This window comes from Paracoccaceae bacterium, assembly GCA_033344815.1.
In the GTDB taxonomy this organism is placed as follows: Bacteria; Pseudomonadota; Alphaproteobacteria; order Rhodobacterales; family Rhodobacteraceae; genus Roseobacter.
In genome coordinates, this window is sequence record JAWPMR010000001.1 from 1093775 (window position 1) to 1120080 (window position 26306).

Genomic DNA, 26306 nt, shown 5'->3' on the forward strand with positions numbered 1-26306 from the left:
CATAAAGTGTTGGACAAACCAATGCGTGTCGATGATCGATTGAGGACTAGCAGATGACCCGAGCCATTCCACGCAAGCGCGTGCGCCTTTCATTGATGACTGCCACAGCCCTTGTGGTGCTTGCAGGCTGCGGCCAACCGCTGGACTTTGATCTGCGCGGCGGCCTTGGCGATTTCAGTACCGCTGGGGCGGCCAATCAAGTGGCAACTGCCGATCGACCCAGCCCGGATGATCGCGGCGTCATTTCTTATCCGAACTATCAAGTGGCGGTCGCCGAGCGTGGCGATACGATCAACACGGTAGCACAACGTCTTGGTGTTGATGCGCCTGAATTGGCGCGTTTCAACGGAATAGACGCAGATGTCGCCTTGCGTAGTGGAGAAGTAATCGCGCTGCCCAATCGGGTCGCTGAACCCTCACCCGCGACAGGCGCTATTGGTTCGGGGCCCATTCAGCCTGGAGCCGTGGATATTGGCACGCTGGCGGGTGATGCCATCAACCGGGCCCCGGAACAGCAGGGCGTGCGCACCGCGGCCTTGCCGCCTGCCGCAACTACGCCGCAACCACAAACCGGCGCAGAACCCACGCGACACAAGGTGGAGCGTGGCGAGACCGCCTATACGATAGCGCGCCTGTATCGTGTACCAGTCAAATCGCTCGCCGAATGGAACGGACTGGGCTCCGATTTTGCCATTCGCGAAGGCCAATATCTGTTGATCCCGGTTGCAGAACAAAACGCGCCTGCACCAGCAGCAGATGCCGCAGCAGGGACAGCCGCAGTTACACAACCCGGTGCGGGCACACCCACACCGACCCCGCCGAGCGCGACCAAACCGTTACCTGAGCCAGAAAAAACGGTGACGGCAGAGGAACTTCCAAAAGTTGATGTCGGTGAAAAAACACAGGCTTCCGCTGAAACCGCTATGGTTTTCCCGGTCTCAGGGTCCATCATCCGCGAGTATGCAAAAGGCAAGAACGAAGGGATCAACATCAAAGCGAAGCCCGGAGATCCCGTCAAAGCGGCGGATGCGGGAACCGTTGCGGCAATCACCAAGAGTGCCGAAGGTATTCCAATCGTTGTGATCCGCCATGACCCTGAATTACTGACTGTCTATGCCAATGTAACGGATGTTTCAGTAAAAAAAGGAACAAAAGTCACGCGTGGTCAGAGCATTGCCGAGCTGCGCGAAGGCGATGAAGCCTATGTTCATTTCGAAGTGCGAAAAGGGTTCGACAGCGTGGATCCCATGCCGTTTCTCCGGTAGTTTCGGGCGCTTTCATGGACGCGTCACACGCATGATTAGCCCGGCAGGGTCACACCGTTGCGCCCTGCAAGATCCATGAAATACTGCCAAGCGACGCGTCCAGATCTTGATCCCCGCGTTGCCTGCCACTCAATGGCCTCCGCGCGCATGTTTTCGTCGCTGATTTCCACGCCATAAGCGGTGCAGTATCCTCGGATCATTTCCAGATACTGATCCTGATCGCAGGGGTGGAAACCGAGCCATAGTCCAAAACGATCCGACAGGGACACTTTTTCTTCGACCGCCTCGGAGGGGTTAATTGCGCTGCCGCGCTCGTTTTCGATCATATCGCGGGGCATCAGGTGTCGCCTGTTGGACGTTGCATACAGTACGACGTTTTCAGGGCGCCCCTCTATGCCACCATCCAGAACAGCCTTCAGGCTTTTGTAATGCGCATCGTCATGCCCAAAGCTCAGATCGTCACAGAACAGGATAAAACGGTAGGGCTCCCCGCGCAGCAGATTCAAAAGCCGGCCGACGGAGGGTAGATCCTCACGCTGCAACTCGATGATCCGCAATCCTTCATGTTTAACATGAACTGATCCATGTATTGATTTGACAAGACTTGACTTTCCCATGCCACGCGCACCCCAGAGCAGTGCGTTGTTGGCAGGCAACCCACGAGCAAATTGTTCGGTATTCGCCAAAAGCGTATCCCGGGAACGATCCACCCCAATAAGCAATGAAAGATCCACACGTGCAACCTGTGTCACGGGCTCCAACCGGTCAGGCTCCACATGCCAAACAAACGCAGAAGCGATTGAGAAGTCGGGGGCGGCTTGCGGCGCGGGAGCCATACGTTCCAGAGCAGCCGCTATTCGGTCCATCGGGTCGTCGATCACGTTAGATCGTCCTCGTCGTCATAGTAGCCCTCGGCGCGCAGCTTGTCTTCGCGCTTGGTTTCCACGCGGCGCACGAGAAAGATCGACACCTCATAGAGCCCGTAGACCACCACAAAAAGGATGCCTTGCGTGATCACGTCTGGCGGCGTCACCAAGGCTGCCAGCACAAGGATGCCAACCATTGCATACTTACGGACATTGGCGAGCCCTTCGCCGCTCACCAAACCGGCTTTACCCATCAGCGTCAGCAGAACGGGCAGCTGAAAACAAAGACCAAAGGCCATGATGAATTTCAACGTGATATCCAGTGACTCGTTGACCTTGCCGAAAAAGGTAATGCGCACGCCGTCCTGGGTTTCCGGCACAACAGCGGCATCCGCCGGCAGGCTGGATACTGCGCCCGACAAGAGATTCGCGAAAATCGATGATACATCCGCGAAGCCCAGAAAAAATTGCATCGCGAGCGGTGTGACCACCAAATGCGCAAAACTCGCGCCCAAAAAGAACATTACCGGAGAGGCCAGCAAGAACGGTAGGAAAGCGCCTTTTTCGGCTTTGTAGAGGCCCGGCGCCACAAAACGCCACATCTGAAATCCGATCACCGGAAAGGCCAGCGCAAAGCCGAAAACCATCGAGATTCTAAAGAGCGTAAAGAGGTATTCCTGGGGCGATGTATATTGCAAGGTCGGAGACGGATCACCCAAATCCCTGAGCGTGGCCTCAATTGGTCCCAACAGATACTGCAGGATCGGTTCGGCCACCACAAAGGCCAGAATGATGCCAATCAAAAACGCAATCACGGATCGGATCAGCCGCGTACGCAGTTCCGCCAAATGCTCGATCAGGGGTGCTGCGCTCTCGTCAATGTCGTCAGATGAGCTCATGTGTCACTCTTTGTCGGGGGCGTTGGGGCTGCATCGCGCGCCTCTTCCAGCTTCTCAGCAGCGGCCTGTGCGTCCTGCGCTTCCTTCATTTTACGATCAGCCGCCGCGCGCGCCGTGGCCGCCTGAATTTTCTTGGTCTGTTCTGCTCGCTCCGCGGCAAGCTTGCCGGTTTCGCTCTCTGGGTCAAACTTACCCAGATCGGCGGCAGCACTTTTGACACCATCCATCGCGGAGTTGATTGGATTAGTCGCCGTTTTCAACCCTTTGGCCACATCTTTCATGCCGGACTCGTCAGCTGCATCGTTCATGGCACGGCTGAATTCGCGCGCCATACCCTTGGCTTTGCCCACAGCCTCCCCCGCTTTACGGAAAAGTACTGGCAAATCCTTGGGCCCGACAACGATAAGCGCGACGATGCCGATCACCAGCATCTCCGTCATGCCAATATCGAACATGGTTTAGACCTTGTCTTTTTCAGTCTCGGGCGTCACGTCCTTGGCTTCCTCAGAGGCTTTGGCAATTTCGTCCTGGCCTTCGCTGACACCCTTTTTGAACGAGGTAATGCCTTTGCCCACTTCGCCCATCAGGCTGGAAATTTTACCACGCCCAAAGAGAACAAGCACCACAACTGCGATAAGCAAGAGGCCCGGAAGGCCGATATTATTCAACATTTGAAGTCTCCCAAATCGTTGGCGCCCCACAAGGAGGGCGCATTTTTGTCATCGTTAGGACTACGAAAATCCTGAGCGCGCGGGAAGTGTCAAAACCCTTTTCGACCTCTGTTGACCGGCCACACATCAGAAAAATCCCGGGCGAATGAAATCAACTGACAGGTTTATGTCAGTTGTGACCTGTCATGTCCATTCTCAACGCAAGACAATGAAAGGACTCGTTCATGCGCATACTTCCCCTTTTCACCACTCTCATCGCATTTGCAGCTGCAGATACGGGTCGGGCCGGATCTGATACCGCCCAAATCGCGGAAATTGTAACCTATCGACTCAAGGACGGGGTCACCACGCAAGACGTTGTGAAGGCCGCGCAGGCCACGGAACCCTTTTTGGGCAGTACGGGCGCGGTCGTGTCGCGCAGCCTGTCACGGGATGAAAACGGTGTTTGGACGGATTATATTCTCTGGACATCACTGGAGGCGGCCAAAGCCACCGAAGCTCAGGCAATGCAACGGCCCGAATTCATGTTCTTTTTTGCAATGATGGCCGAGAAGACCGTCGAGCTGCGATACGCAACGGTTCTGATGCAGATGGACTAGCCCGCCCGCCGGTGGCAGTGTCAGCACATGCGCCGCACTGACCGCCTTTTCGACATCATACAGATCCTGCGCGATGGCAAGTTACACCGCGCGCAGGACATTGCCGAACGGCTTGAGGTGTCAACCCGCACAATTTATCGCGATATGGACACGCTGACGGCCTCGGGCGTGCCCGTGGAGGGTGAACGCGGTGTTGGTTACATGATCACATCGGCGATCACCCTGCCCCCACTGACGTTGACCGTTGAGGAGTTGGAAGCCCTCAACTTGGGTATGGCGATTGTGGCAGAAGCCGCAGACGCGGAACTCAAATCAGCAGCTCTCAGCCTCGCAGAGAAGGTCGATGCAGTTCTGCCGGTGCAGACAATCGCGGAGGCGGATGCCTGGAAATTTGCGGTGTATCCCTTCGCGGACGCCGCGCGTGGTTTTTCACATATGTCGACCTTGCGTGCGGCCATCCGGGCCAAGCAGAAACTTCGACTGACCTACACCTCAAAACATGCAGAGGTGACGACACGCACCATCCGACCGCTGCACATGGAGTATTGGGGGCGTATCTGGACGCTGACGGGGTGGTGCGAATTGCGCGACGCTTTCCGCGTGTTTCGCGTCGATCTGATCGACACCGCGGAGGCACTCCCGGAGTTATTCGTTGATGAACCCGGCAAATCACTCAGTGACTATGTGCCATAGGGACCGCGCAAAATCCGTCCTGAGCCCGTTAAAAGCTCCCAAACGACACAGCTCCGCCAAGTCAAACACCATCGGTCCGTGACTGCTTGTTCCTAAAACAAAGCGTTGCCGAGGTTCGGGCCAAAACAACACTTTGTCTGTTTGCTGCAGAGAGTCCCCTACATCTTAGTTGGTGATCAGCAGCCTGCTGCATTATTGGCAGCAACGCCACCAGCGACAGCACCACCAGCGGTAAGGATGTCATTCCCGGATCCACCGCCAAGCTGATTACCAAGCGCTGCACCAGCCAACGCACCGGCGACACCGGCACCCACGCAACCAACCTGCCTCTGTTGCTCAGGGGATGTTGCGCAGGCCTGCAAAAGACCCATGGCGGCGAGCACCGCGATAATACCTGTTTTTTTCATTCGTCTATTCCTCATAAAGCCGGTCGGCCCGATACCGACCATTATTTAAGTACGGGTAGGTTGATAACGCTTCAAGTCGTAGAATATTCAATCCGGCGGAAATGCGCTCGTTCAAGATGTAAGTTTCCAGCCGGTTTGAGCGGGTAAAAACGCTTCGACGCTGGCTTGTGCGATGACAATCGGACCTTCGCCGTCCGTCGGCACGTCGAGCCCCCCCTTGACCACACGCACGCTCGCCCGGCCGCGCGGCAGCGTCGCCACCAATGCATCCGCATCAACAGAATCAGGATCCTGGACCCCCACTGTGACCTGCACCCGCATCTGATCATGGCCCAGATCTACAGCGCCAAAGAGTGGCAATGACGAATGACGAAACGCATCCTCAATCGCCCGTTTGGCCGCCTTGGTGTAATCCTGACCATGCAGATCATTGCCCATGCCCATTTCGATGATCAACCGTTGCTCAGTCATCTGCGCGCTCCATGTTGAACCCGACCGTCAGGGCGACATTGGCCATGATCGTCGGATGACCCTGTCCTTCAGGGCGCGCGACGTCGAGCCCCCCGTGATAGACCCGCACTTCGGTGTTGCCGTAGGGAAAAACCTTGCGCACCTCGGCCACGTCAACCGCATCCGGTTGTTGCACGCCAATATCGACGATGATCTGCATATCGGTTTTCTCAAACCCGAACAGTTCGGCAAGGTTGATTGAATTGTGCCAAAGCGCATCACGCACCCCGCGCACGGCGGCTTGTGTGTAATCCCCGCGCCGCAGGGACGTTCCCATGCCAAATTCCACCAGTAACCGTTTCATCGCTTCTTCCTTTCCGCCCCTCAGGCGTCAAAAACAAAACACCGGTCACGCCGGATCGTGAGCCACATCACCGTGCCCGGCTTTGGCAGGAATACATTTGGCACGGTCGCGCGCAGCATGGATCCGTTGTAGTCCATCTGAAACTCCACAAGGCTTTCGCTCCCCATGAAACGCGCGCGCTGCACGACTGCCCGCGCGGCTGTTCCATCACTTGCCGTTGGCTTGGGCCCCTGCCCGTTTCGGTCAAAATCAATCCGCACGTGTTGGGGGCGAAACACAATATGCACCTGCGTTCCATCCGGTACACCGGGTGCCAGGAACCGCCCGAACGGCGTTTCCGCCAAAGCCCCGCTGACCTCTGCCTGCAACACATTGGAATCCGAGAAAAACGCCACCGCGGCGCGGTCCACAGGACGGGTATAGACATTGTAGGGCGCGCCGCGTTGTACGATCCGGCCATCCCGCATGAGCGCGATTTCATCAGCCATGCGCATGGCTTCTTCAGGCTCATGCGTTACGAGTAAAACGGCCGTGTCTTCTTCTTTGAGAATGTTCAACGTTTCATCGCGTATGCCATCCCGCAGCCGGTTATCGAGGCCCGAGAATGGCTCGTCCATCAACATGATCTTGGGCTTTGGCGCCAGCGCTCGGGCCAGAGCCACACGCTGCTGTTCCCCCCCTGAAAGCTGATGCGGATACCCGTCGATAAAGCGCATCAGGTCCACCCGGGTCAGCAATTCCTCGACCCGAGCGCGCTTTTCAGATTTGCTGAAGGATTTCAATCCAAAGGCCACGTTTTCCGCGACGCTGAGGTGCGGAAACAGCGCAAAATCCTGAAACATCAGTCCAATCTCGCGCCGTTCAGGCGGCAGGCGAAAAATCGTATCGCAGACCAACTGGCCATCTACATGAATTTCACCACTGTCCTGCATCTCAACACCGGCAATCATGCGCAACGTGGTGGACTTTCCACATCCGGACGGCCCGAGCAGGCAGGTCACCTGCCCTGGCTCGATCGCGAAACTCACGTCATCAACAACCGCGCGACCGTTGAAGGCGCGTCTCAGGTTCCTGATTTCCAGCCGTGGCGGGGAAGGTGTCACGCAGCTATCCAAATCCGATAGAATTCATCAGATAACGGGCTATCAGCCCTTCCGGCTACCCGCAAGCACTGCTGCGAATCCGACGCCCAGAACCACGATGCAGATTACCAGCAACTGTTCATATTTATGACCATCCGGAAGCAATGCGGCGACGGTTGGCCAGCTGCGCGCAAAATAGGCAATAGCCCCCAGCATCGCAGCGGCATAGGCCACCAGATAGGACCACAAGGCAATGGTGCGCCCGCCCATGAGCCCGATCAGCAGGATCGGCGACAGAAACATGGAGGCCGTGCCGCTGACGGCAACAGCATCAAACAGCGTCGCATTCCCCCAGAGGGTCAGAGCCGCCCCCAGCCCCATCACGGCACACATTACCAGACGCCCACCGCTGAGGCTGCGCGCAACGAGGCCCATTTCTTCTACTGCGAGCCGCGCAGAGGAGGCCAGCGCAGAATCAAGTGTGCTCAGTGCGGAGACCAGCAAAGAAAGGATCAGAAGCGTAAACACCCACGGTGGGAACATATCTGACCACGTACCGATCAATTGAGCCTCATAAGGCGCGCCGATCAGGCTGGCCTGAATGCCAAAGAAACCAAATGCGAGAATGCAAAGAGTGGAAATCCAGAACGCATGGATAAAGGAACGCTTTGTGATGTCCGGGTCGGCCAGAAATCCGCGATCCATCATCACCGGATCATGTGCCGGATAGGAAAAGACCTGAAGGCCCGCAACGACCAAGAGAATCCAGCCGTTGTAGGGACCAGACACGCCCGGCGCCGTCATAACCGCCGCAAAGGAGAATTGTGGCGACACGACAAGCGCGACAAAAGCCAGCGCCAGCGCCGCGAGAAAAAGCGCCATCTGAACAACATCTGTGCGCAGGGCTGCATTCAGCCCGCCCCATGCAGAATAGGCTAATCCCAGAACGGATACGATCAGGATCGCGATTGTGCCATTCCCGCCCGCCAGCGCATCAAAGATCAGGCCGATCACAAGCAGGTTGGCAAACACCTCTGATAGAAGCCGCAAGCCAATCACCAGGTTATAGCCGCCCTGCCCGACCCGCCCGAAATGCGCACCCAGCCAGTCCTGAACTGATCGCGCGCCCGTCCGGCGCAAATGCGCGACAATCAGCCCCCCTGTCAGAAATGATCCATAGTAAGCAGTATAAGCGAGTGTGCCCGCGATCCCGTAGTAATACCCCAATATGGCCGCGTTCATCAGGGAGCGTGCGAAAATCCACGTGGTCACCTGGCTGAGAACGAGCATCCAGAGACCGGGTGCAGAGCCGCGCGCCGATCTGCCACCAAAGAATCCCTCAACCGTGACGCGACGCGGCGCAGCCAGCATACTGGCGGCAATAACGACAGCAAAGAGGACAATTAAAACAGTGACATGCATGCCGGGACTTTCTTGTTGTTCCGTCCCCCGGCTAGCCGAACCATTCGACGCACGCCAGTCCGCCTGAGTGATTTGTCATGAAAGTGATCGAGCGTGCGCAGTGCGCGCCGCGTTGCCGCTCTGAATTCAGGTCAGCTCAAACACGCCGGCGGCGCGGTCCACGCCATTGACTTGCACAATGATCTGGTGCGTTCCGGGATAGAGCCTGAATGTCGTCGCATCCCCTTTGAGCTTATGGGTCTTGCGCAGCACCATGGATTTACCCGGGCTGACCGAACCCTGTTTGAGCTTGAACACTTTCTGTCCTTGTTTTCCTTCGGGGCGCGCGAATGTGATGCGATAGTCTACAAGAACTGGCAGGTCGGATGGGGCATCAATTTCACAACTGAAAACCAAGGCGTCGCCCATTCTCACGCTGGGAGTCTCGATGTCCAACTGGACCGAAACCGGCGCTTTGGCGTCGTATCCCAAAGCGGTCATGGCGCCTGTGTGCCCCTGTTTGATCAACGTGCGCAAAGCATGGCGTGTCATCCACGCAAGTTCCCCCGACGTTTGATGTCCGCGTTTCTTCCACTGGCTCAACCTCTCCAAAACCAGTTCAGGATCCGTTTTTGAAAGATCATTCAGATGATTGGCAATGGACCTTGTGACATAGCGTGTCGGATCAGCATGCAACTTGTCCAACAGAGGCACGGTTTGATTGGCGCTGAGCGTCACGGCCTTGGCCCAAGGCAGTTTCGGGCGCGTGCCCTCGCTCACAAGTCGGCGTACATGATAGTTCTCATCCTCAGCCCAAGTCGCCAATGTGATGAGGGTTTCTTCCGGCCATCGGTTGATGAAAGGACGGATGTAAAACTCCATCGAAAATCGCTGTGTCGCGCGATAGAGCAAGTCCATTGAACGCGCACGATGCATCTCCAATCCACGGCGCACCGCCAATATACCGGGAACGGCATGGATAAACTGTCCAAAATCATCGTCCCTGAGCGCCGGATCCAGCGGGGCGGGCATGGCCGCCTCCAGCGCTTCAGCCATTGACGGAAAGTCACCCGGCAGCTGGGTCGCGATGCAATCTGCGAGCCACTCCATCCGCGCCATCAGTTCCCGTTCAGCGAAACCGGCGAGGGCCTCGCGCTGAAAACGCGCCGCATCGAAACCCGGTACGGCAGAGGCATATTCCTGGGCCAGCTGAGCAACCGTGGTTTGGTTGAACAACTGGTCTTTCAATAGGACCGTTTCAGCCATGAATTAGATTGTCGCGTTGGTGGCGCCACCGTCACACAAAATATTTTGCCCAATGATGAAACCTGCGTGTTGCGAGCATAAGAACGCACAGGTCGCACCAAATTCCTGCGACGTGCCATATCGGCCAGCCGGGATGGTCGCCGCGCGTCGTGCGCGGGCATCTTCAATTGAAATGCCATCACGTTTTGCCACCGGACCATCAAGCGCTTCCGCGCGATCCGTGGCATGAATGCCCGGCAGGAGGTTATTGATCGTCACACCCTTGCCCGCGACCTGACGACTGGTACCGGCAACATAACCGGTCAACCCGGTGCGCGCGGCGTTGCTGAGTCCCAATTGCGGGATCGGCGCTTTGACCGATTGTGACGTGATATTGACCACCCGCCCCCAACCGCGGTCCATCATGCCCGGCACCAGTGCTTTGATCATCGCAATGGGTGTGAGCATATTTGCGTCCAGAGCCTTGATGAAATCCGCGCGATCCCAATCCTGCCACATCCCCGGAGGCGGTCCGCCCGCGTTGTTGACCAGAATATCGGCGTTACCCGCCGCCTCTAGCACGGCATCACGCCCTTGCTGGCTTGTTACATCAGCGGCAATAGTTGTGACGCTAACGCCATGGGCGCTGCGGATCGCTTCGGCCGAGGCCTTAAGCGCGTCTGAACCGCGTGCGTTCATGACCAGATCGCACCCTGCTGCGGCGAGCGCCTGCGCGCACCCCAAACCCAACCCTTTGGATGACGCACAAACAATTGCGCGCTTACCGCTGATTCCCAAATCCATGTGATGCTCCCTCTTGCGTTCGGCCCTATGCCTAACACCACAAATGCCTTGCAGGCCAGCGAAACACGGAAGAACCCGCCAAGAGTCATCGGCAACTTGTGATTATCCGTGCGTCAAGCAAACCCGCCGCATATGGTATGGTCCTACGCGAACAGCACGATTTTCGTCCCAGGCGGTCCTATCCGAACTCGCGCCACCAATGAAAGGATCGCCGAACGGCTGCTATCTCAGGTCTGCTGTATCAGAATCGCGACAGATTTTTATTTTTGGGCCTCGCTTGAAAGGTGAGGGAGCTGCAAAGCCCACCTTGCAGGATGTCCAGCCGTGCTCGGAGCTTGCCGCCCCGCTGGTGCCCCGCTATACGCTCGCTCATGTTGGACACACCCCAAAACCGCCCTGAACTGCCCCCTGAAATTGCGCGCCGCAGAACCTTTGCGATTATCAGCCATCCGGACGCTGGCAAAACCACTCTGACAGAGAAATTTTTGCTTTTTGGCGGCGCTATTCAAATGGCGGGTCAAGTACGCGCCAAGGGCGAAGCGCGCCGCACGCGATCCGACTTTATGGCGATGGAAAAAGATCGCGGAATTTCTGTTTCGGCCTCGGCAATGTCATTTGATTTCAAAGAATTCCGCTTCAATCTCGTGGACACGCCGGGTCACTCTGATTTTTCCGAAGACACCTATCGCACGCTGACCGCCGTGGATGCCGCCGTCATGGTCATTGATGGGGCCAAGGGTGTCGAGAGCCAGACGCAGAAACTGTTTGAAGTGTGTCGGATGCGGGACCTGCCTATTTTGACGTTCTGTAACAAGATGGACCGCGAGAGCCGAGATGTCTTTGAGATCATCGACGAAATTCAGGAAAACCTCGCGATTGATGTGACGCCTGCGAGCTGGCCCATCGGGGTGGGTCGCGATTTTATGGGCTGTTATGATATGTTGCGCGATCGTCTGGAATTGATGGACCGGGCAGATCGCAACCGCGTCGCTGAATCGATCGAGATCAATGGGCTGGATGACCCGTTGCTAGCTGAGCATGTCCCGGCGAACTTGTTGGAGAAACTGCGCGAAGACGTTGAAATGGCGCGTGAATTGCTTCCACCGCTGGACATGGCGGCGATGCACGAGGGCTCCCTGACGCCTATCTGGTTCGGGTCTGCCATTAACTCTTTTGGCGTCAAGGAACTGATGGAAGGGATTTCTTCTTATGGACCGGAACCGCAAATCCAGTCCGCACAACCGCGCCAGATCCTTCCGGAAGAAAAGAAAGTTGCGGGGTTTGTATTCAAGGTCCAGGCCAATATGGACCCCAAACACCGCGATCGCGTTGCCTTTGTGCGTCTGGCGTCCGGGCATTTCTTGCGGGGCATGAAGCTGACCCACGTGCGTACAAAAAAGCCGATGGCCATCTCAAACCCGGTCATGTTTTTAGCCTCTGATCGTGAATTGGCAGAAGAGGCCTGGGCCGGGGATATTATTGGCATTCCGAACCATGGACAGTTGCGTATCGGCGATACCCTTACCGAAGGCGAGGCGATCCGGGTGACCGGAATCCCCTCCTTTGCGCCTGAGCTTTTGCAGGGCGTGCGCGCAGGCGATCCCTTGAAAGCCAAACACCTTGAGAAAGCATTGATGCAATTTGCCGAAGAAGGGGCCGCCAAAGTGTTCAAGCCATCGATTGGTTCGGGATTTGTCGTCGGGGTTGTGGGGCAGTTGCAGTTTGAGGTCCTCGCCAGCCGTATTGAACTGGAATATGGCTTGCCTGTGCGTTTTGATTCCTCGCAATTCACCTCGGCGCGGTGGGTGAGCGGCGACAAACAAGCCGTTGAAAAATTTACAGAAAGCAACAAACAGCATATTGCCCATGATCATGACGGCGACATTGTCTATCTGACGCGTTTGCAATGGGATATTGATCGTGTGGCGCGCGATTATCCGGATGTCACGCTAACAGCTACAAAAGAAATGATGGTTTAGCGCCGACCTCTGCTACACCTCTCATGACAACAGTTGGAATTTCGAATGGTGCTACTCGTTTTGGCGCGGCATTGCGATCTGGACGGGAATTATGCGTCGCATTTACCCTGATTTCCTAAATAGATAGCGCATCTGTTTGACGCTGGGAGTACTTGTTGTTAGATACGCGCATCATGTCGCGACAAGATCGCCATTTGGGCCATGGGGGCCGACATGAATGCTGCTGCGGGCCAAAAATGTGTCCGCCAACCACGGACACATATGACAAAATTTTCTGACCTTAGTCTGAATCCAAAAGTACTCAAAGCCATTACGGAAGCGGGCTACGAAAACCCTACACCGATCCAGGCAGGTGCTATACCGCCTGCTCTGGAGGGCAAGGACGTCCTGGGGATTGCCCAGACCGGAACCGGTAAAACCGCCAGCTTTGTGTTGCCAATGATTACTCTGCTTGCGCGTGGACGTGCCCGCGCGCGCATGCCCCGCAGCCTTGTGCTTTGCCCGACGCGCGAACTGGCGGCACAGGTGGCGGAAAATTTTGACACCTATTCCAAGCATTTGAAGCTTACAAAGGCGCTGTTGATTGGAGGCGTTTCGTTCAAAGAACAAGACACGCTGATTGACAAAGGCGTTGACGTCCTGATCGCAACGCCGGGTCGTTTGCTGGACCATTTTGAGCGCGGCAAGCTGATCTTGTCGGATGTGAAAGTGATGGTGGTGGACGAGGCTGACCGGATGCTCGATATGGGATTTATTCCTGATATCGAACGCATTTTCGGTCTGACGCCGTTCACGCGACAAACGTTGTTCTTTTCGGCTACAATGGCGCCCGAAATCGAGCGTATCACCAACACATTCCTGTCGGCACCGGAACGCGTCGAAGTGGCGCGCCAGGCGACAACTGGGGAAAACATCACGCAAGGCGTCGTCATGTTCAAAGGCAGCCGCCGTGACCGCGAAGCAACCGAAAAACGTAAAGTTCTGCGCGGACTGATTGATGGCGAAGGCGACAAATGCACAAACGCAATTGTGTTTTGCAACCGCAAGGTGGACGTTGATATTGTCGCCAAGTCCTTGAAAAAATACGGTTATGACGCGGCTGCGATCCACGGCGATTTGGACCAAAGCCAACGGACACGCACATTGGATGGCTTTCGTGAGGGCACATTACGCTTTCTGGTTGCCTCGGATGTGGCTGCGCGTGGACTTGATGTGCCTTCTGTCAGCCATGTGTTTAATTTCGACGTACCTGGTCACGCCGAGGATTACGTGCACAGGATTGGCCGAACAGGAAGGGCCGGTCGGGATGGCAAGGCAATCATGATATGTGTGCCGCGCGACGAAAAGAACCTGGCGGATATCGAGCGTTTGGTTCAGCGTGAAATCCCGCGGATCGATAATCCCGTGGCACAGCCTGTAAGCGCTGCCGAGCCGGAGCCCGTGACGCAAACTGACGAGAAACCCAAGCGTACGCGCGCGCGCAGCAGAAAAAAAGACGACGCCCCGCAGTCGCAACCGGAAAACGAAGCTGCGACAGCAGAAGATCGAACGAACCAGTCATCGACGCCCACGGATGAGTCCAAATCGGAAGACACAAAGCGCAGCAGTCGTAGCCGATCCGGTGGACGTGGTCGTTCTTCCGGGAATGATCGTGCTGAAAACAAAGTTGTGGGTCTTGGAGATCATACACCAGAGTTCATCGGCTTGAGCTTCAAGGAACGCAGCGCCGTTTGAGGATGTTCAAACTGCGACGCCACCAGTCGCCGCCACGACTAGTCAGTAATTCGAAATTAATACCGTATTAACAATTTTATCCAATTTTCTCGTAAGGGTTGAAGGATAAAAATCACGGTGAAAAATAACAACGGTTCTCATATGGAACGGCGGCGGCACAACCGCCACGCTTGCAATCTAAAATGCAAACTGCACGGCAGAAGCTTCGATGTCAGCGGCACGGTGATTGATATATCCCAAAGCGGCGCAGGGATACGCTTACTGTCCGCTGGAAACAACTGGATGGAAGGCGGTATCAATAGCGTAACAATTGATGAGATTGGCAAGGTTGCCAGTACAGTGCGCTGGCAAACTGGCAGCAAACTGGGGATATCGTTCTCCGAAAACAATCGCGCAACCGACCCGGTTCTGGCATATCTGGCGGAAAAGGGCCTCACATCAGAGTTTTAGGCGGCGCGCAAATGCGGTTTTGGACGATCGGCCAGTTGCTCTGTACGAAAACGCATGCCGCCAGGCGATCTCTCAGGAAAGCCGACTGACCACCACGGTCACCTCCGGTTTGCGTCCGATTTCTTCCAGCGCTGTCTGGCGTACAATGCGTTTCAGACCCTCGTTCAGCTTGTCATCATCCCGCAAAATCTTGGCTCCTGCTCGGCCCAACCACTGACCTAGATCCGCTTCCAGCACATCGACCAAAGCCGCTTTGCTGGTCCCGGTTTCAGGTAAGCCCTTGAGTTCACACCAGGGTTCCCCCAGCGGCTCATCTTCATCATCCAGAATAACCGTCACCACCACATGACCGTTCAATGCCATCCGAATCCGGTCACGCACGACGCCGTCCATTGCCCCGACCTGCACAGAACCATCAATATAGGTCCGCCCGGTTTCGATGTATTCTGCAATCGTTGGCTGATTTCCCGACAGGTCCACCATCATGCCATTCACCGCCAGAACGCCCGTCATGCCATTGCCATTGGCGAGTTTGACGTGTTCGCGAAGATGCCGGTGTTCGCCGTGCATGGGGATCAACACCTGCGGTTTCACGATCGACGCCAACCGCTCCAGATCAGGGCGGTTCGCATGACCCGACACATGATAAAGCCCCGTACTGTCATCCACTACATCCACGCCCAATTCCGAAAACGCATTGATGATGCGGATCACCCCTTTTTCGTTGCCAGGGATGGTTTTGGAGGAGAAAAGGAACATATCGCCTTCTTTCATCTCCATGCCTTGATACTTGCCGCGCGCCAATTGCGCCGAAGCCGCGCGCCGTTCCCCCTGCGAGCCGGTCACCAGCAACATCAGATTTTCGCGTGGTATCGATTTGGCGTCTTCTGGCGGGACGGTTGACGGGAAATCCGTCAGAACGCCGGTTTCTACACCCGCTTCGACCATCCGTTTCATCGCGCGTCCCATGAGAACAATGGAACGCCCTGCCCGCACACCCGCCTCGGCAAGCGTTTTGACCCGTGCCACGTTTGACGCAAAGGTCGTTGCGACCACCATGCCCTTGGCCCCCTGCACCAGATTAGTGATGTCGGGACCAAGTGTGGCCTCGGAATGGCCGGGGTTGGGTGAAAACACATTTGTGCTGTCACAGATCAGCGCTTTCACGCCATCCTTGCTCACATCCGCCCAGAGGTCTGGATCAAAGGGTTCACCCACCAGAGGTGTTTCATCCAGTTTAAAATCACCGGAATGAATCACCCGGCCCGCAGGGCTGTCGATGATCATCGCTGAGCTTTCGGGAATCGAATGCGACATGGGCAGAAAACCCACCGTGAACGGCCCGGCGTCGATTTTTTCAGGCCATGCAGAAACAACCGTGACGGCGTCAACCGGGTGACCGTGTTCCTCCATTTTACGCTGCGCGATATTGCCGGTAAAACGGCGCGCGTAAATCGGGGCCTTGAGTTGCTCATAGGTATGGGCCACAGCGCCCACGTGGTCTTCGTGAGCGTGGGTTATGAAAATTGCCTCGATCTGGTCGCGACGTTCGACCAGCCACGAAATGTCGGCAAAGATCAAATCGACCCCGGGGCTCGTATCCATATCCGGAAAAGCCACGCCAAGGTCCACCACGATCAGGCGTTCCTTACCGGGGCGGCCATAGCCGTATACATAGGCGTTCATGCCTATTTCACCCGCGCCCCCAAGCGCGAGATAGATCAGTCGTTCATTGCTCATAATATTAAGCGTTATCCTTGTTGAATTTATGAATCACGGTCAGGCCGTGTGTTGTCAAATCATCCTCAAAAGCATCAAAAAGCTTTTCAGATTGCTGGAATAGCGGGGCCAGCCCCCCCGTTGATATCACGCGCATCTCTCGATCACGCTCTGCTTTAATCCGGGCACATATCTCACGGACGAGCCCGACATAACCCCAAAAAACACCCGATTGCATACAGGCCACCGTATTTGTGCCAACCACCTCTTGCGGTTTGGTAATATCGACATGCGGCAGGGCGGCGGCCGCCTGATGCAACGCCTCAAGGCTCAGGTTCACGCCGGGCGCGATCACGCCGCCAATATAGGCCCCATCGCGATCCACCACATCGAAAGTCGTCGCAGTTCCGAAATCCACCATGATCAGGTCCCCACCATAGAGATCATGCCCCGCAACCGTATTGACCAGCCGGTCCGGTCCCACCTGTGCTCCCTGATCCACGCGCACATCCACGGGCAACAAACAGTCTGGCTTTCCGACCACCAAAGGCCGCGTGTTGAAATACCGATCGCCCAACACACGCAGATTGAAGACCACCCGTGGCACTGTCGAGGAAATGATCATATCGGTGATCTGCGCATCAATGCCCTGCAGATTCATGAGGGTGGATAGCCAGACGTAATACTGATCTGCCGTGCGCTGCCATTCGGTAGAGGTGCGCCAAGAGGCCAGAAACTGTTCGCCATCCCAGATCGCAAAAACCGTATTGGTATTCCCGCAATCAATTGCCAAAAGCATCGTCACCCTCCTCTATGGGGTAAAAAAGACATCCGCCGCCGCAATGGCCCGCAATCCATGAGACGTACGCAGCATCAGGTTACCGCTCGCATCAACATCTTCAAAGGTTCCGGTGACTTCGTCGCGCCCCGTGCGTGCGATAATTGGTTGGCCCAGACGAGCAGCATGCGCAAGCCAAGCGGTTCTTATGGGCGCAAAACCGAAATCTTTGAATTGAGTTTCAAGCAAGGCATAATGGTGGGCCAGCACGTTCAAGAACGGCTCGGGTGTGATGGTGACACCTGTGAGGTCCAGCAGAGACACGGGCGCAAACGCTTGCCTTTCCACCTCCTCAACGGGTGGCGCGGTGCGCAGATTGACGCCAACGCCGATGGCAAGAGGGCCCATTTTTCCACCGTCACCGGCGCTTTCCAGAAGGATCCCGGCGACCTTCCCACCCTTTAGCAAGACATCATTCGGCCATTTCAGCGCAAACATCTCTGGATCGCCAGTGACATCTGCAAAGCTGCGCAAGAGCGCCACGGCCATCACAAAGGAACGCAGTGCCGCAACACCAGGGGGTTGATCAGGGCGCAGCACGAGGGTCGCGGCAAAACTGCCTTCAGTCATGGACCACGGCCGACCGCGCCTGCCTCTCGCAGAGTTTTGATGATGCGCCAGCACCCAAAACGCACCTGAACTCTCAAGCGCCAACCGAGAAGCTTCGTCCAACGTTGAATCTACATTCTCCAGCACGATACGACCGTATCCATCCGGCCATGAAGACATAAATTCTTTTGGCATCAAAAACTCTCCCCGAAGGGTCGCGCTGCCACACACTGAAACGTCAGAGATTAGTTGACCAGAGTGGCGGCGGCCGCTGCTGCGGCGGATTCTACACCAAACATGTTGGCGATACCCAACACCATGATTGCGGCAGATGCCATGAGGAAGCCCCAGAGCACTGTGTTATTGCCGCCCGAATCCAACCCTTCCTGAGTCTCGTCACCAAAATACATATAAAAAACAATGCGCAAGTAGTAATAGGCCCCAATCACGGAGGCGATGACTCCGGCGATTGCCAGCCACGCGAGGTTGGCCTCATAGGCGGCGCGCAGGACATAGAATTTACCAAAGAACCCAAGCATCGGTGGCACGCCAGCAAGACTGAAGAGCAGCACCAGCATGGCCAGGGCCTTGCCCGGTTCGCGTTTGGCATAGTTATTCAACGCGCCGATTTCTGTGACCGGTTGACCATCTTTTTCCATCATCAGGATAAAAGCGAAGGTACCGACGTTCATTGTCACATAGATCGCCATGTAGATCAGCATGGCCTGTACGCCGAGCACGGTTCCAGCCGCCAGCCCCATGAGGGCATAACCCATATGCGCAATCGACGAAAATGCCATCAGGCGTTTGATGTTTGTTTGACCAATCGCGGCGACCGCACCGAGGAACATGGACAGGACCGAAAGAAGCGCAACGATCTGGCTCCAATCCGCTACTGCATTTCCAAAGGCGTCATGCAGCACGCGCGCAAACAGACCCATGGCAGCAACTTTGGGTGCCGTAGCAAAAAATGCCGTGACTGGCGTGGGCGAGCCTTCATACACGTCCGGGGTCCACATGTGAAACGGCACTGCGGAAACCTTGAAGGCCATACCGGAGATCAGGAAGACCAGACCGAAGAGCAGCCCAAGCGAAACCTCGCCGTGCTGCGCGGTTTCGATGATGCCTGAGAACATTGTTGTGCCAGCGTATCCATAAACCAGTGACGCGCCATAGAGCAGCAGGCCAGAGGATAGTGCACCGAGGACGAAGTATTTGAGCCCCGCTTCGGTTGATTTCACCGAGTCGCGGCGCAGGGAAGCAACCACATAAAGCGCCAGAGATTGCAGTTCCAACCCCATGTACAGCGCCATAAGGTCATTGGCGGAGACCATGACCATCATGCCCACGGCACTAAGCGCGACGAGCAGGGGATATTCAAACCGAAGCAAATCGCGCGACTTCATGTAACCTTCGGACATGACGAGCACTGCTGCCGCTGAGAGCAGGATTGTCACCTTAGCAAAACGCGCGAACCCGTCCAGCATCAACATGCCGTTAAAGGCCGTCGCGGACCCCTCGCCTGTTGTCGCAATCCAAACGCCCAAAGCTGCCATGACTGCCGCCGTCATCCACAACAAAGTCGAGGCCAGCCCATCCTTGGAGGTGTAGACGGCCACCAGAAGCATAACCATCGCGTAGACGGCCAGCAGGATTTCCGGCAGCACAAGTGTCAAATCAGCGGATACCATATCGTCCGTCCTTTAATTCGCAGCCAACTGAGAGGCGGCCTCAGCCGCAGCCAGTGCCGTATCATAGTTCCCGACCAGTGCCGCAACAGCCGGACCGGTGATGTCCAGTACAAGGGCTGGATACACACCAAGCAACAGCGTCATTGCCACCAACGGCGCAAAAATCCAGCGCTCGCGTGGCGTCATGTCACTAATGGACTTTAGGCTTTCCTTGATCAGATCGCCCATGACCACGCGACGATAGAGCCACAAGGCATAAGCTGCCGAAAAGATCACACCAGTGGTCGCAACGGCCGCCACCCAGGTATTCACTTGGAAAACAGCCATCAACGTCAGGAATTCTCCGACGAATCCAGAGGTGCCCGGCAAGCCAACATTCGCCATGGTGAACAGCATGAAGATCAGTGCGTAGGCCGGCATCCGGTTCACAAGACCGCCGTAGGCATCAATGTCGCGTGTGTGCATGCGGTCATAGATCACGCCAACACATAGGAACAACGCGCCCGAGATAAAGCCATGGCTGATCATTTGGAAAATCGCGCCGTCCACACCTTGTTGGTTTGCGGCAAAAATACCCATCGTTACAAAACCCATATGAGCAACCGACGAATAGGCGATCAGTTTTTTCATGTCTTCCTGAACAAGCGCGACCAGTGACGTGTAAACGATCGCAATCGCGGACATCCACAGGATCATCGGGGACCATATTTCCGCGGCCACAGGGAACATCGGCAGCGAAAAGCGGATAAAGCCATAACCGCCCAGTTTCAACAGGATCGCCGCTAGCACCACAGATCCAGCCGTCGGGGCCTGTACGTGTGCGTCCGGCAGCCAGGTGTGTACGGGCCACATCGGCATCTTGACCGCGAAACTGGCAAAGAACGCCAGGAACATGAGCGATTGCAAGCCGCCAACCACTGTTACGCCCGCCACCGAGAAGCTCTCAAATGCAAACTGGTGGTTTAGCAGAACCTCGATATCGGTTGTGCCTGCATCCGCAAACATCCCCACCATCGCAACCAGCATCAGAACTGAGCCGAGAAAGGTATAAAGGAAGAATTTAAAGCTCGCATAAATCCGGTTCGCCCCGCCCCAAATCCCGATGATCAGGAACATCGGGATGAGTCCGGCCTCGAAGAACAGGTAAAACAATACTAGATCGAGCGCCATGAACACGCCCAGCATCAGCGTTTCCAAGAGCAGGAAAGCGATCATGTATTCCTTGACGCGCGTGCTCACATTCCAGGAGGCCGCGATAACCAGCGGCATCATGAAGGTTGTCAGCATCACGAACAGCACCGAAATGCCATCCACGCCCATTTTATATTGCAGGCCTAACAACCACGGCGCTTGTTCTACGAACTGAAAGCCGGTGTCGTTTGGATCAAATTCAGCGAGAATAAAGAGCGATATCAGGAAGGTCATTGAGGTGGCGGCCATGGCCAGCCACTTGGCATTCCGGTTGGCCGCTTCATCATCGCCGCGCAGGAATACAGCAAGGATCAACGCCGCCATTGCGGGAATGAAGGTCACAATCGACAAGAGGTTGTCCATCAGTTTGCTCCCCCGCCCATCGTCATCCAGGTGACGAGCACAGCAATCCCGATCACCATCGCGAAGGCATAGGTAAAGATATAGCCCGACTGCGCGCGGCCCGCGAGGCGTGTGAAGAAGGGAATAATCCCCATCGCAACCCCATTGAGGCCGCCGTCAATCACATCCCCATCACCGCGTTTCCAGAGCAGACGACCGATCCATTTGGCCGGACCCACAAAAATCACATCGTAGAGTTCGTCAAAATACCATTTGTTCTTGAGGAACAGATACAGAGGGCGTTGGTTTGCGGCCAATCGACCGGGTAGGGACGGGTTTTTGATATAGAACCAATAGGCGGTCAGGAAGCCCAACAGCATTGCCGCAAAGGGCGAAGTTTTCACCCAATAGGGCACCTTATGTGCATCATCGAGCAAGGTATTGTCGGGGGCCATGTATATGCCACCCTCTCCGGGTTGACCTGTGAAGGCATAGTGGTGTTCGCCTTCTTTTGCGTCACCGTGGGCCCCTTCGGCGTCATCACCGTGATGCTCTTCTGCAGTGCCATCGGCCATATGTTCGGCGTGGGTTTCATCAGTGTGGCCCTCGCCATGCGCGCCCGCTTCGGCGTAGGGAATACCGTAGAACTTGGCAACTTTGTCGGTATGACCAAAGAACGATCCGTACCAAACCATACCCGCAAAAATTGCCCCCAGCGCCAGAACACCCAAAGGCACAATCATTGTCATCGGGCTTTCATGGGCGTGATCATGGGTGTGTTTGTCGCCACGCGGTGTTCCATAAAACGTCAGGAACATCAGCCGCCACGAATAGAAACTGGTGAACAGTGCTGCGATCACCAGCGCCCAAAAGCCGTACATCGTACCGGCCGCGTAGGCACTTTCAACAATGGCGTCTTTGGACTGGAACCCGGCAAATCCGATCGGGATTTCACCCAGCGTCATGATCCATACAGGAATACCCAAACCGGTAATGGCCAGCGTGCCGATCATCATGGCCGCAAATGTATAAGGTATCTTTTTGCGCAGTCCGCCGTAATTCATCATGTCCTGTTCGTGGTGCATCGCGTGGATGACCGAACCAGCGCCAAGGAACAGCATCGCCTTGAAGAATGCATGCGTAAAGAGGTGGAACATCGCAGCGGAATACATGCCCACGCCAGCAGCAACAAACATGTAACCAAGCTGCGAACAGGTGGAATAGGCGATGACGCGTTTGATGTCCGTTTGAACCAACCCGACGGTGGCCGCAAAGAACGCAGTTGTGGCACCAACCACGGTCACAAATGCCATCGCTTCGGGCGCGAATTCCATAATCGGAGACATGCGGCACACAAGGAACACACCTGCTGTTACCATCGTCGCGGCATGGATCAGCGCAGACACCGGCGTCGGCCCTTCCATCGCGTCAGGCAACCATGTGTGCAACAGCAGCTGCGCCGATTTACCCATGGCACCGATGAACAGCAACATCGCGATCAGATTCGCCGCGTTCCACTCTCCCCAAAGGAACGTCAGTTGTGTTTCGGCAAGCTCAGGAGCGGCAGCAAACACATCGTCAAAATTGATGCTATCGGTAAGAAAGAACAGCGCGAAAATACCGAGGGCAAAGCCAAAATCACCCACACGGTTCACCACGAAAGCCTTGATCGCTGCGGCGTTGGCGCTTGGTTTGCGATAGTAAAATCCGATCAACAAATAGGAGGCGACACCAACCCCTTCCCAGCCAAAGAACATCTGAACAAGGTTGTCAGCTGTGACCAACATCAACATCGCGAAGGTGAAAAAAGACAGGTAGGCAAAGAAGCGGGGCTTATATGTTTCGCCCTCTTTCCACTGCGGGTCCTTATCCATGTAGCCAAAGGAATAAAGATGCACGAGGCTGGAAACCGTGGTGATCACCACCAGCATGATCGCGGTCAGACGGTCCAGACGTATGGCCCAATCCGTGCTGAGGGTGCCGCTTTCGATCCAGCGCAGGATCTGGATTTGCTCCGTCGTGCCGTCAAAGCTGAGGAAAACGACCCAGCTCAGGATTGCCGAGACAAACAGTAGCGACGTTGCGATCCACATGGCAGCCGTTTCGCCAAAGATGCGCCAGCCGAAACCGCAGAGCAACGCGCCCACCAGCGGGGCAAATAGGATGATGGTTTCCATAGTCAGCTTATTCCTCGGCCGTCAATCGGGGGGTCAGGACTTGCGCCCCTAGGTCACGCATCGCGAAGTGGTATACACCAAAAATGCCAATCGCGACGGGCAGTAGCCAGATATACGCCAGTGCAGTGTCCATGATGCTAGCCTTTCATCACGTTGACGTCTTCCACGGCAATGGTGCCGCGGTTGCGGAAAAAACAGACCAGAATGGCCAGACCGATTGCCGCCTCCGCAGCAGCAACAGTCAGAACAAAGAGCGTGAAGACCTGCCCGACGAGATCGCCGAGGAAACTGGAGAAGGCGACCAGATTGATGTTCACAGCCAGCAGCATCAATTCGATGCTCATCAGCAGGATGATGATGTTCTTGCGGTTGAGAAACAGCCCGAAGATGCCAATGACAAAAAGCGTCGCCGCCACCGTCAGGTAATGTTCAAGTCCGATCATTGCTTGGCTCCTGCCGAGTCTGGGTAGTAGTGTTTGCATCCGCAAAACGCATCAAAACGATTGCGGGATCTCATTTGTGAAAGAAAGTCGCTTGCCGGGGTTACTTCATATCCACGTGTAGAAGCAGCTGCGGAGACCGTGGAAACGTCACCATTTGGCACCCAGTGGAAAGATCTTGCATTGGGCGTATCCTGGAAAACATACCCTTCCCGTTCCCTGAAACCGCGCGGCAATTGATAGACAAAACTCCGCGACAATTTCACCATAACCGCCTGCCCGGCAACGCAATCCGCAATGAGTGCATAGTCATCGGCCTGACGACAATAGGATTGGTTCGATATCCGCTGGCCAACCTTGCCTTCTTTAAGATCAACGGCATAGGCACCGGCAAGGTCAAAATAACGCGACTGACCTGCCCGCACAAAACTACAGTTTTTCCGATCAAGGATCGGCCAATCGAAACCATCCCATGCATTCGCTCTCATTGAACATGCATTTGCAGATACCGTCAGAAACGGCATCAGCACAAACGCAGTTAAGAGCGCGGTTAGTTTCACAGCCCCTGCCCCGATTTCACGTCTTTCAACTCCATCGCCACGGCTGGGTCGCGCATCATCTGGGCGACCACATCCTGGCGCTTCACGTCCGAGCGATGGCGCAGGGTCAGCACAATCGCACCAATCATCGCAACCAGCAGGATCAGGCCCGACAGTTGGAACAGAAGGAAGTATTGATCATAGAGGATCATGCCCAAGGCTTCGGTGTTGTGCCGATCCACTGGCAAAACCTGCGCGCGCAGCCCTTCGGCGGCGGCGTTGCTTTCCCAAGCCCCAAAGGCCATCACGAACTGCATCAGGATTACGAGGCCAATCAGCAGCGCCAATGGCATGTATTTCGCCATTTCCGCTTTGAGCTCGGCGAAATCCACGTCCAGCATCATCACCACAAAGAGAAACAGCACCGCGACCGCGCCCACATAGACGATGATCAGCAGCATCGCCACAAACTCTGCACCCAGCAACACAAACAAACCTGCAGCGGACAAGAACGCTAGGATCAACCACAGCACCGAATGCACGGGATTTCGGCTGATGACCGTGAACAGCCCCCCCGCGATCACGCTGATGGCGAATAGATAAAAGGCAAAAACTGTCATGTTGCGTCCTTCTCTTCATCCAATACCTGCTGGGTCAGTTCCAGCGCGCGGGTCATGGCGGGCAGACCTGCAAACATGGACATTTGCCCGATCGTCTCAATAATGTGTTGCTCAGTCGCACCAGCCTCGCGTGCATGGCGCACGGCCTGACGAAAGCCAACGTCATTCTGCGCCCCCTGCATAGTCAGCCCGGCAAGCGTCAGCAACATGCGCGTGCGCGCATCCAGCGACCCTTCGTTCAGCGCATTGCCAAACATCATTTCCATGAACTCTTTGGGCATTGTGCCCATCATCTTTTCAAAGCCTTTGGGTGTGAACGCTTCCATCGCCGGAAAGCTCTTGGCCATTTCCTGCGCCTGAGACATCATCGCGGCAAAAGGGTTCGCCCCCTCGAATGTATTCTTGGGGTCGCTCATTGTGCGTCCTCCGCTTCGAAAACTTCGAGAGCTGCGTTCAATGCATTGATCATTGCCGGGAACCCGCCATAGAGCGCCATCTGGTTGATCACTTCGGCAACCTCGCGCTGGCTGGCCCCAGATCGCAGCGCATTCTTGATGTGAACTTTGAGCTGTGGCGCGGTTTGACCGCCAAGCGCGGCTAAAGCAGCCACTGTTGCAAGGTACCGTGTTTTGTCATCCAAACCGTCCCGCGTGTAATAATGGCCAAAAGCCACTTCCATCATCGTGGTGGAAAATCCGGGCAAAATCGCATCATACCGTGCGGCCAGCGCATCCTCTATGCCCGGGTTTGTGGCTTCTGCCATTGCTTTGCCGCGCGTGTATGCGTCAGTCCCGTTCATCGGTAGGGTGCATCCAGTTCGAGGTTACGCGCGATTTCGGCTTCCCAACGTTCACCATTCGCAAGGAGCTTGTCCTTGTCGTAGTACAGTTCTTCGCGCGTCTCTGTGGCGAATTCAAAATTTGGACCCTCCACAATCGCATCCACCGGACAGGCTTCCTGACAGAAGCCACAGTAGATGCATTTGGTCATGTCAATGTCGTAACGCGTCGTGCGTCGGCTGCCATCATCACGGGGTTCGGCATCAATTGTGATCGCCTGAGCGGGACAGATTGCCTCGCAAAGCTTGCAGGCAATACAGCGCTCTTCACCGTTAGGATACCGTCTCAGCGCGTGTTCACCGCGAAAACGCGGGGAGAGCGGCCCCTTTTCATGCGGATAATTCAGCGTCGCCTTGGGCGCGAAGAAGTATTTCAAACCCAGCTTCATGCCGACCCAGAAATCCTGCAGCAGAAAATACTTGGCCGCGCGTGTGTAGTCGATCTGTGTCATA

Annotated in this window: 30 protein-coding genes; 6 read left to right on the forward strand and 24 right to left on the reverse strand. The window is 55.8% G+C overall.

Annotated features, from left to right (window positions below):
- The first annotated feature begins 53 nt into the window (after positions 1 to 53).
- Entirely contained in the window at positions 54 to 1265 is a 1212-nt protein-coding gene (locus R8G34_05070) for a peptidoglycan DD-metalloendopeptidase family protein (protein MDW3222248.1), read from the forward strand.
- A 35-nt stretch (positions 1266 to 1300) separates the two neighbouring features.
- On the opposite strand, the gene R8G34_05075 is transcribed toward R8G34_05070, so the two are convergent.
- From R8G34_05075 to tatA, 4 genes are read right to left on the reverse strand one after another with little or no spacing between them, the layout of a single operon-like run.
- Positions 1301 to 2146, reverse strand: a complete 846-nt coding sequence (locus tag R8G34_05075; protein ID MDW3222249.1) for an ATP-binding protein — start codon at positions 2144 to 2146, stop codon at positions 1301 to 1303.
- Complete coding sequence (locus R8G34_05080; protein ID MDW3222250.1) at positions 2143 to 3030, reverse strand: twin-arginine translocase subunit TatC; 888 nt, start codon at positions 3028 to 3030, stop codon at positions 2143 to 2145. Before R8G34_05080 ends, R8G34_05075 begins: the two co-directional genes overlap by 4 nt.
- Entirely contained in the window at positions 3027 to 3485 is a 459-nt protein-coding gene (gene tatB, locus R8G34_05085; GenBank protein MDW3222251.1) for a Sec-independent protein translocase protein TatB, read from the reverse strand. The genes R8G34_05080 and tatB overlap by 4 nt, the downstream gene beginning before the upstream one ends.
- Positions 3486 to 3488: 3 nt before the next feature.
- Entirely contained in the window at positions 3489 to 3701 is a 213-nt protein-coding gene (gene tatA / locus R8G34_05090) for a twin-arginine translocase TatA/TatE family subunit (protein MDW3222252.1), read from the reverse strand.
- A 224-nt stretch (positions 3702 to 3925) separates the two neighbouring features.
- Between tatA and R8G34_05095 the strand changes: the two genes are divergently transcribed.
- Together R8G34_05095 and R8G34_05100 are read left to right on the forward strand one after the other, a co-directional pair.
- Complete coding sequence (locus tag R8G34_05095; GenBank protein ID MDW3222253.1) at positions 3926 to 4300, forward strand: hypothetical protein; 375 nt, start codon at positions 3926 to 3928, stop codon at positions 4298 to 4300.
- 27 nt (positions 4301 to 4327) lie between these two features.
- A complete protein-coding gene (locus R8G34_05100; GenBank protein MDW3222254.1) occupies positions 4328 to 4993 on the forward strand; it encodes a YafY family protein in 666 nt (221 codons plus the stop codon).
- Between the two features lie 176 nt (positions 4994 to 5169).
- On the opposite strand, the gene R8G34_05105 is transcribed toward R8G34_05100, so the two are convergent.
- The 7 genes from R8G34_05105 to R8G34_05135 all read right to left on the reverse strand — a co-directional run bounded on the left by R8G34_05105 (position 5170) and on the right by R8G34_05135 (position 10746).
- The gene (locus tag R8G34_05105; GenBank protein MDW3222255.1) at positions 5170 to 5400 is read right to left on the reverse strand and encodes a hypothetical protein; all 231 of its coding nucleotides are present in this window, start codon (positions 5398 to 5400) and stop codon (positions 5170 to 5172) included.
- A gap of 111 nt (positions 5401 to 5511) precedes the next feature.
- Positions 5512 to 5871, reverse strand: a complete 360-nt coding sequence (locus R8G34_05110; protein MDW3222256.1) for a Lin0512 family protein — start codon at positions 5869 to 5871, stop codon at positions 5512 to 5514.
- Positions 5864 to 6214 (reverse strand): Lin0512 family protein, encoded by a 351-nt coding sequence (locus R8G34_05115; protein MDW3222257.1) that lies wholly within the window; start codon positions 6212 to 6214, stop codon positions 5864 to 5866. Before R8G34_05115 ends, R8G34_05110 begins: the two co-directional genes overlap by 8 nt.
- Before the next feature lie 20 nt (positions 6215 to 6234).
- Positions 6235 to 7317, reverse strand: a complete 1083-nt coding sequence (locus tag R8G34_05120; GenBank protein ID MDW3222258.1) for an ABC transporter ATP-binding protein — start codon at positions 7315 to 7317, stop codon at positions 6235 to 6237.
- A gap of 42 nt (positions 7318 to 7359) precedes the next feature.
- A complete protein-coding gene (locus R8G34_05125) occupies positions 7360 to 8718 on the reverse strand; it encodes a sodium:proline symporter (GenBank protein ID MDW3222259.1) in 1359 nt (452 codons plus the stop codon).
- Positions 8719 to 8844: 126 nt separating this feature from the next.
- Positions 8845 to 9963 (reverse strand): DNA alkylation repair protein, encoded by a 1119-nt coding sequence (locus R8G34_05130; protein ID MDW3222260.1) that lies wholly within the window; start codon positions 9961 to 9963, stop codon positions 8845 to 8847.
- Between the two features lie 3 nt (positions 9964 to 9966).
- The gene (locus tag R8G34_05135; GenBank protein ID MDW3222261.1) at positions 9967 to 10746 is read right to left on the reverse strand and encodes an SDR family oxidoreductase; all 780 of its coding nucleotides are present in this window, start codon (positions 10744 to 10746) and stop codon (positions 9967 to 9969) included.
- Positions 10747 to 11117: 371 nt separating this feature from the next.
- Here R8G34_05135 and R8G34_05140 point away from each other — a divergent pair, with 371 nt between their 5' ends.
- The 3 genes from R8G34_05140 to R8G34_05150 all read left to right on the forward strand — a co-directional run bounded on the left by R8G34_05140 (position 11118) and on the right by R8G34_05150 (position 14909).
- Positions 11118 to 12725, forward strand: a complete 1608-nt coding sequence (locus tag R8G34_05140) for a peptide chain release factor 3 (GenBank protein MDW3222262.1) — start codon at positions 11118 to 11120, stop codon at positions 12723 to 12725.
- A 261-nt stretch (positions 12726 to 12986) separates the two neighbouring features.
- Complete coding sequence (locus R8G34_05145; GenBank protein MDW3222263.1) at positions 12987 to 14459, forward strand: DEAD/DEAH box helicase; 1473 nt, start codon at positions 12987 to 12989, stop codon at positions 14457 to 14459.
- Positions 14460 to 14600: 141 nt separating this feature from the next.
- On the forward strand, positions 14601 to 14909 hold the full coding sequence (locus R8G34_05150) for a PilZ domain-containing protein (protein MDW3222264.1): 309 nt from the start codon (positions 14601 to 14603) through the stop codon (positions 14907 to 14909).
- Between the two features lie 72 nt (positions 14910 to 14981).
- On the opposite strand, the gene R8G34_05155 is transcribed toward R8G34_05150, so the two are convergent.
- The 13 genes from R8G34_05155 to nuoI all read right to left on the reverse strand — a co-directional run bounded on the left by R8G34_05155 (position 14982) and on the right by nuoI (position 26305).
- The gene (locus R8G34_05155) at positions 14982 to 16649 is read right to left on the reverse strand and encodes a ribonuclease J (protein ID MDW3222265.1); all 1668 of its coding nucleotides are present in this window, start codon (positions 16647 to 16649) and stop codon (positions 14982 to 14984) included.
- Between the two features lie 4 nt (positions 16650 to 16653).
- Positions 16654 to 17427: a type III pantothenate kinase gene (locus R8G34_05160; GenBank protein MDW3222266.1), complete on the reverse strand. Its 774-nt coding sequence runs from the start codon at positions 17425 to 17427 to the stop codon at positions 16654 to 16656.
- A gap of 12 nt (positions 17428 to 17439) precedes the next feature.
- Entirely contained in the window at positions 17440 to 18210 is a 771-nt protein-coding gene (locus R8G34_05165; protein MDW3222267.1) for a biotin--[acetyl-CoA-carboxylase] ligase, read from the reverse strand.
- A gap of 50 nt (positions 18211 to 18260) precedes the next feature.
- Positions 18261 to 19706, reverse strand: a complete 1446-nt coding sequence (gene nuoN / locus R8G34_05170) for an NADH-quinone oxidoreductase subunit NuoN (GenBank protein ID MDW3222268.1) — start codon at positions 19704 to 19706, stop codon at positions 18261 to 18263.
- Positions 19707 to 19718: 12 nt separating this feature from the next.
- Positions 19719 to 21260, reverse strand: coding sequence for an NADH-quinone oxidoreductase subunit M (locus R8G34_05175; protein MDW3222269.1), 1542 nt, complete (start codon positions 21258 to 21260; stop codon positions 19719 to 19721).
- On the reverse strand, positions 21260 to 23416 hold the full coding sequence (gene nuoL, locus R8G34_05180) for an NADH-quinone oxidoreductase subunit L (protein ID MDW3222270.1): 2157 nt from the start codon (positions 23414 to 23416) through the stop codon (positions 21260 to 21262). Before nuoL ends, R8G34_05175 begins: the two co-directional genes overlap by 1 nt.
- A gap of 7 nt (positions 23417 to 23423) precedes the next feature.
- Positions 23424 to 23549: a hypothetical protein gene (locus R8G34_05185; protein MDW3222271.1), complete on the reverse strand. Its 126-nt coding sequence runs from the start codon at positions 23547 to 23549 to the stop codon at positions 23424 to 23426.
- Between the two features lie 4 nt (positions 23550 to 23553).
- The gene (gene nuoK / locus R8G34_05190) at positions 23554 to 23859 is read right to left on the reverse strand and encodes an NADH-quinone oxidoreductase subunit NuoK (GenBank protein ID MDW3222272.1); all 306 of its coding nucleotides are present in this window, start codon (positions 23857 to 23859) and stop codon (positions 23554 to 23556) included.
- Positions 23856 to 24344 carry a hypothetical protein gene (locus R8G34_05195; GenBank protein ID MDW3222273.1) on the reverse strand — a complete coding sequence of 163 codons (489 nt, stop codon included), beginning with the start codon at positions 24342 to 24344 and terminating at the stop codon, positions 23856 to 23858. The genes nuoK and R8G34_05195 overlap by 4 nt, the downstream gene beginning before the upstream one ends.
- 68 nt (positions 24345 to 24412) lie before the next feature.
- Positions 24413 to 25015, reverse strand: coding sequence for an NADH-quinone oxidoreductase subunit J (locus tag R8G34_05200; GenBank protein MDW3222274.1), 603 nt, complete (start codon positions 25013 to 25015; stop codon positions 24413 to 24415).
- Complete coding sequence (locus tag R8G34_05205) at positions 25012 to 25431, reverse strand: carboxymuconolactone decarboxylase family protein (GenBank protein MDW3222275.1); 420 nt, start codon at positions 25429 to 25431, stop codon at positions 25012 to 25014. Before R8G34_05205 ends, R8G34_05200 begins: the two co-directional genes overlap by 4 nt.
- Positions 25428 to 25814: a carboxymuconolactone decarboxylase family protein gene (locus R8G34_05210; GenBank protein ID MDW3222276.1), complete on the reverse strand. Its 387-nt coding sequence runs from the start codon at positions 25812 to 25814 to the stop codon at positions 25428 to 25430. Before R8G34_05210 ends, R8G34_05205 begins: the two co-directional genes overlap by 4 nt.
- The gene (gene nuoI, locus R8G34_05215) at positions 25811 to 26305 is read right to left on the reverse strand and encodes an NADH-quinone oxidoreductase subunit NuoI (protein MDW3222277.1); all 495 of its coding nucleotides are present in this window, start codon (positions 26303 to 26305) and stop codon (positions 25811 to 25813) included. Before nuoI ends, R8G34_05210 begins: the two co-directional genes overlap by 4 nt.
- Position 26306: the final 1 nt, after the last annotated feature.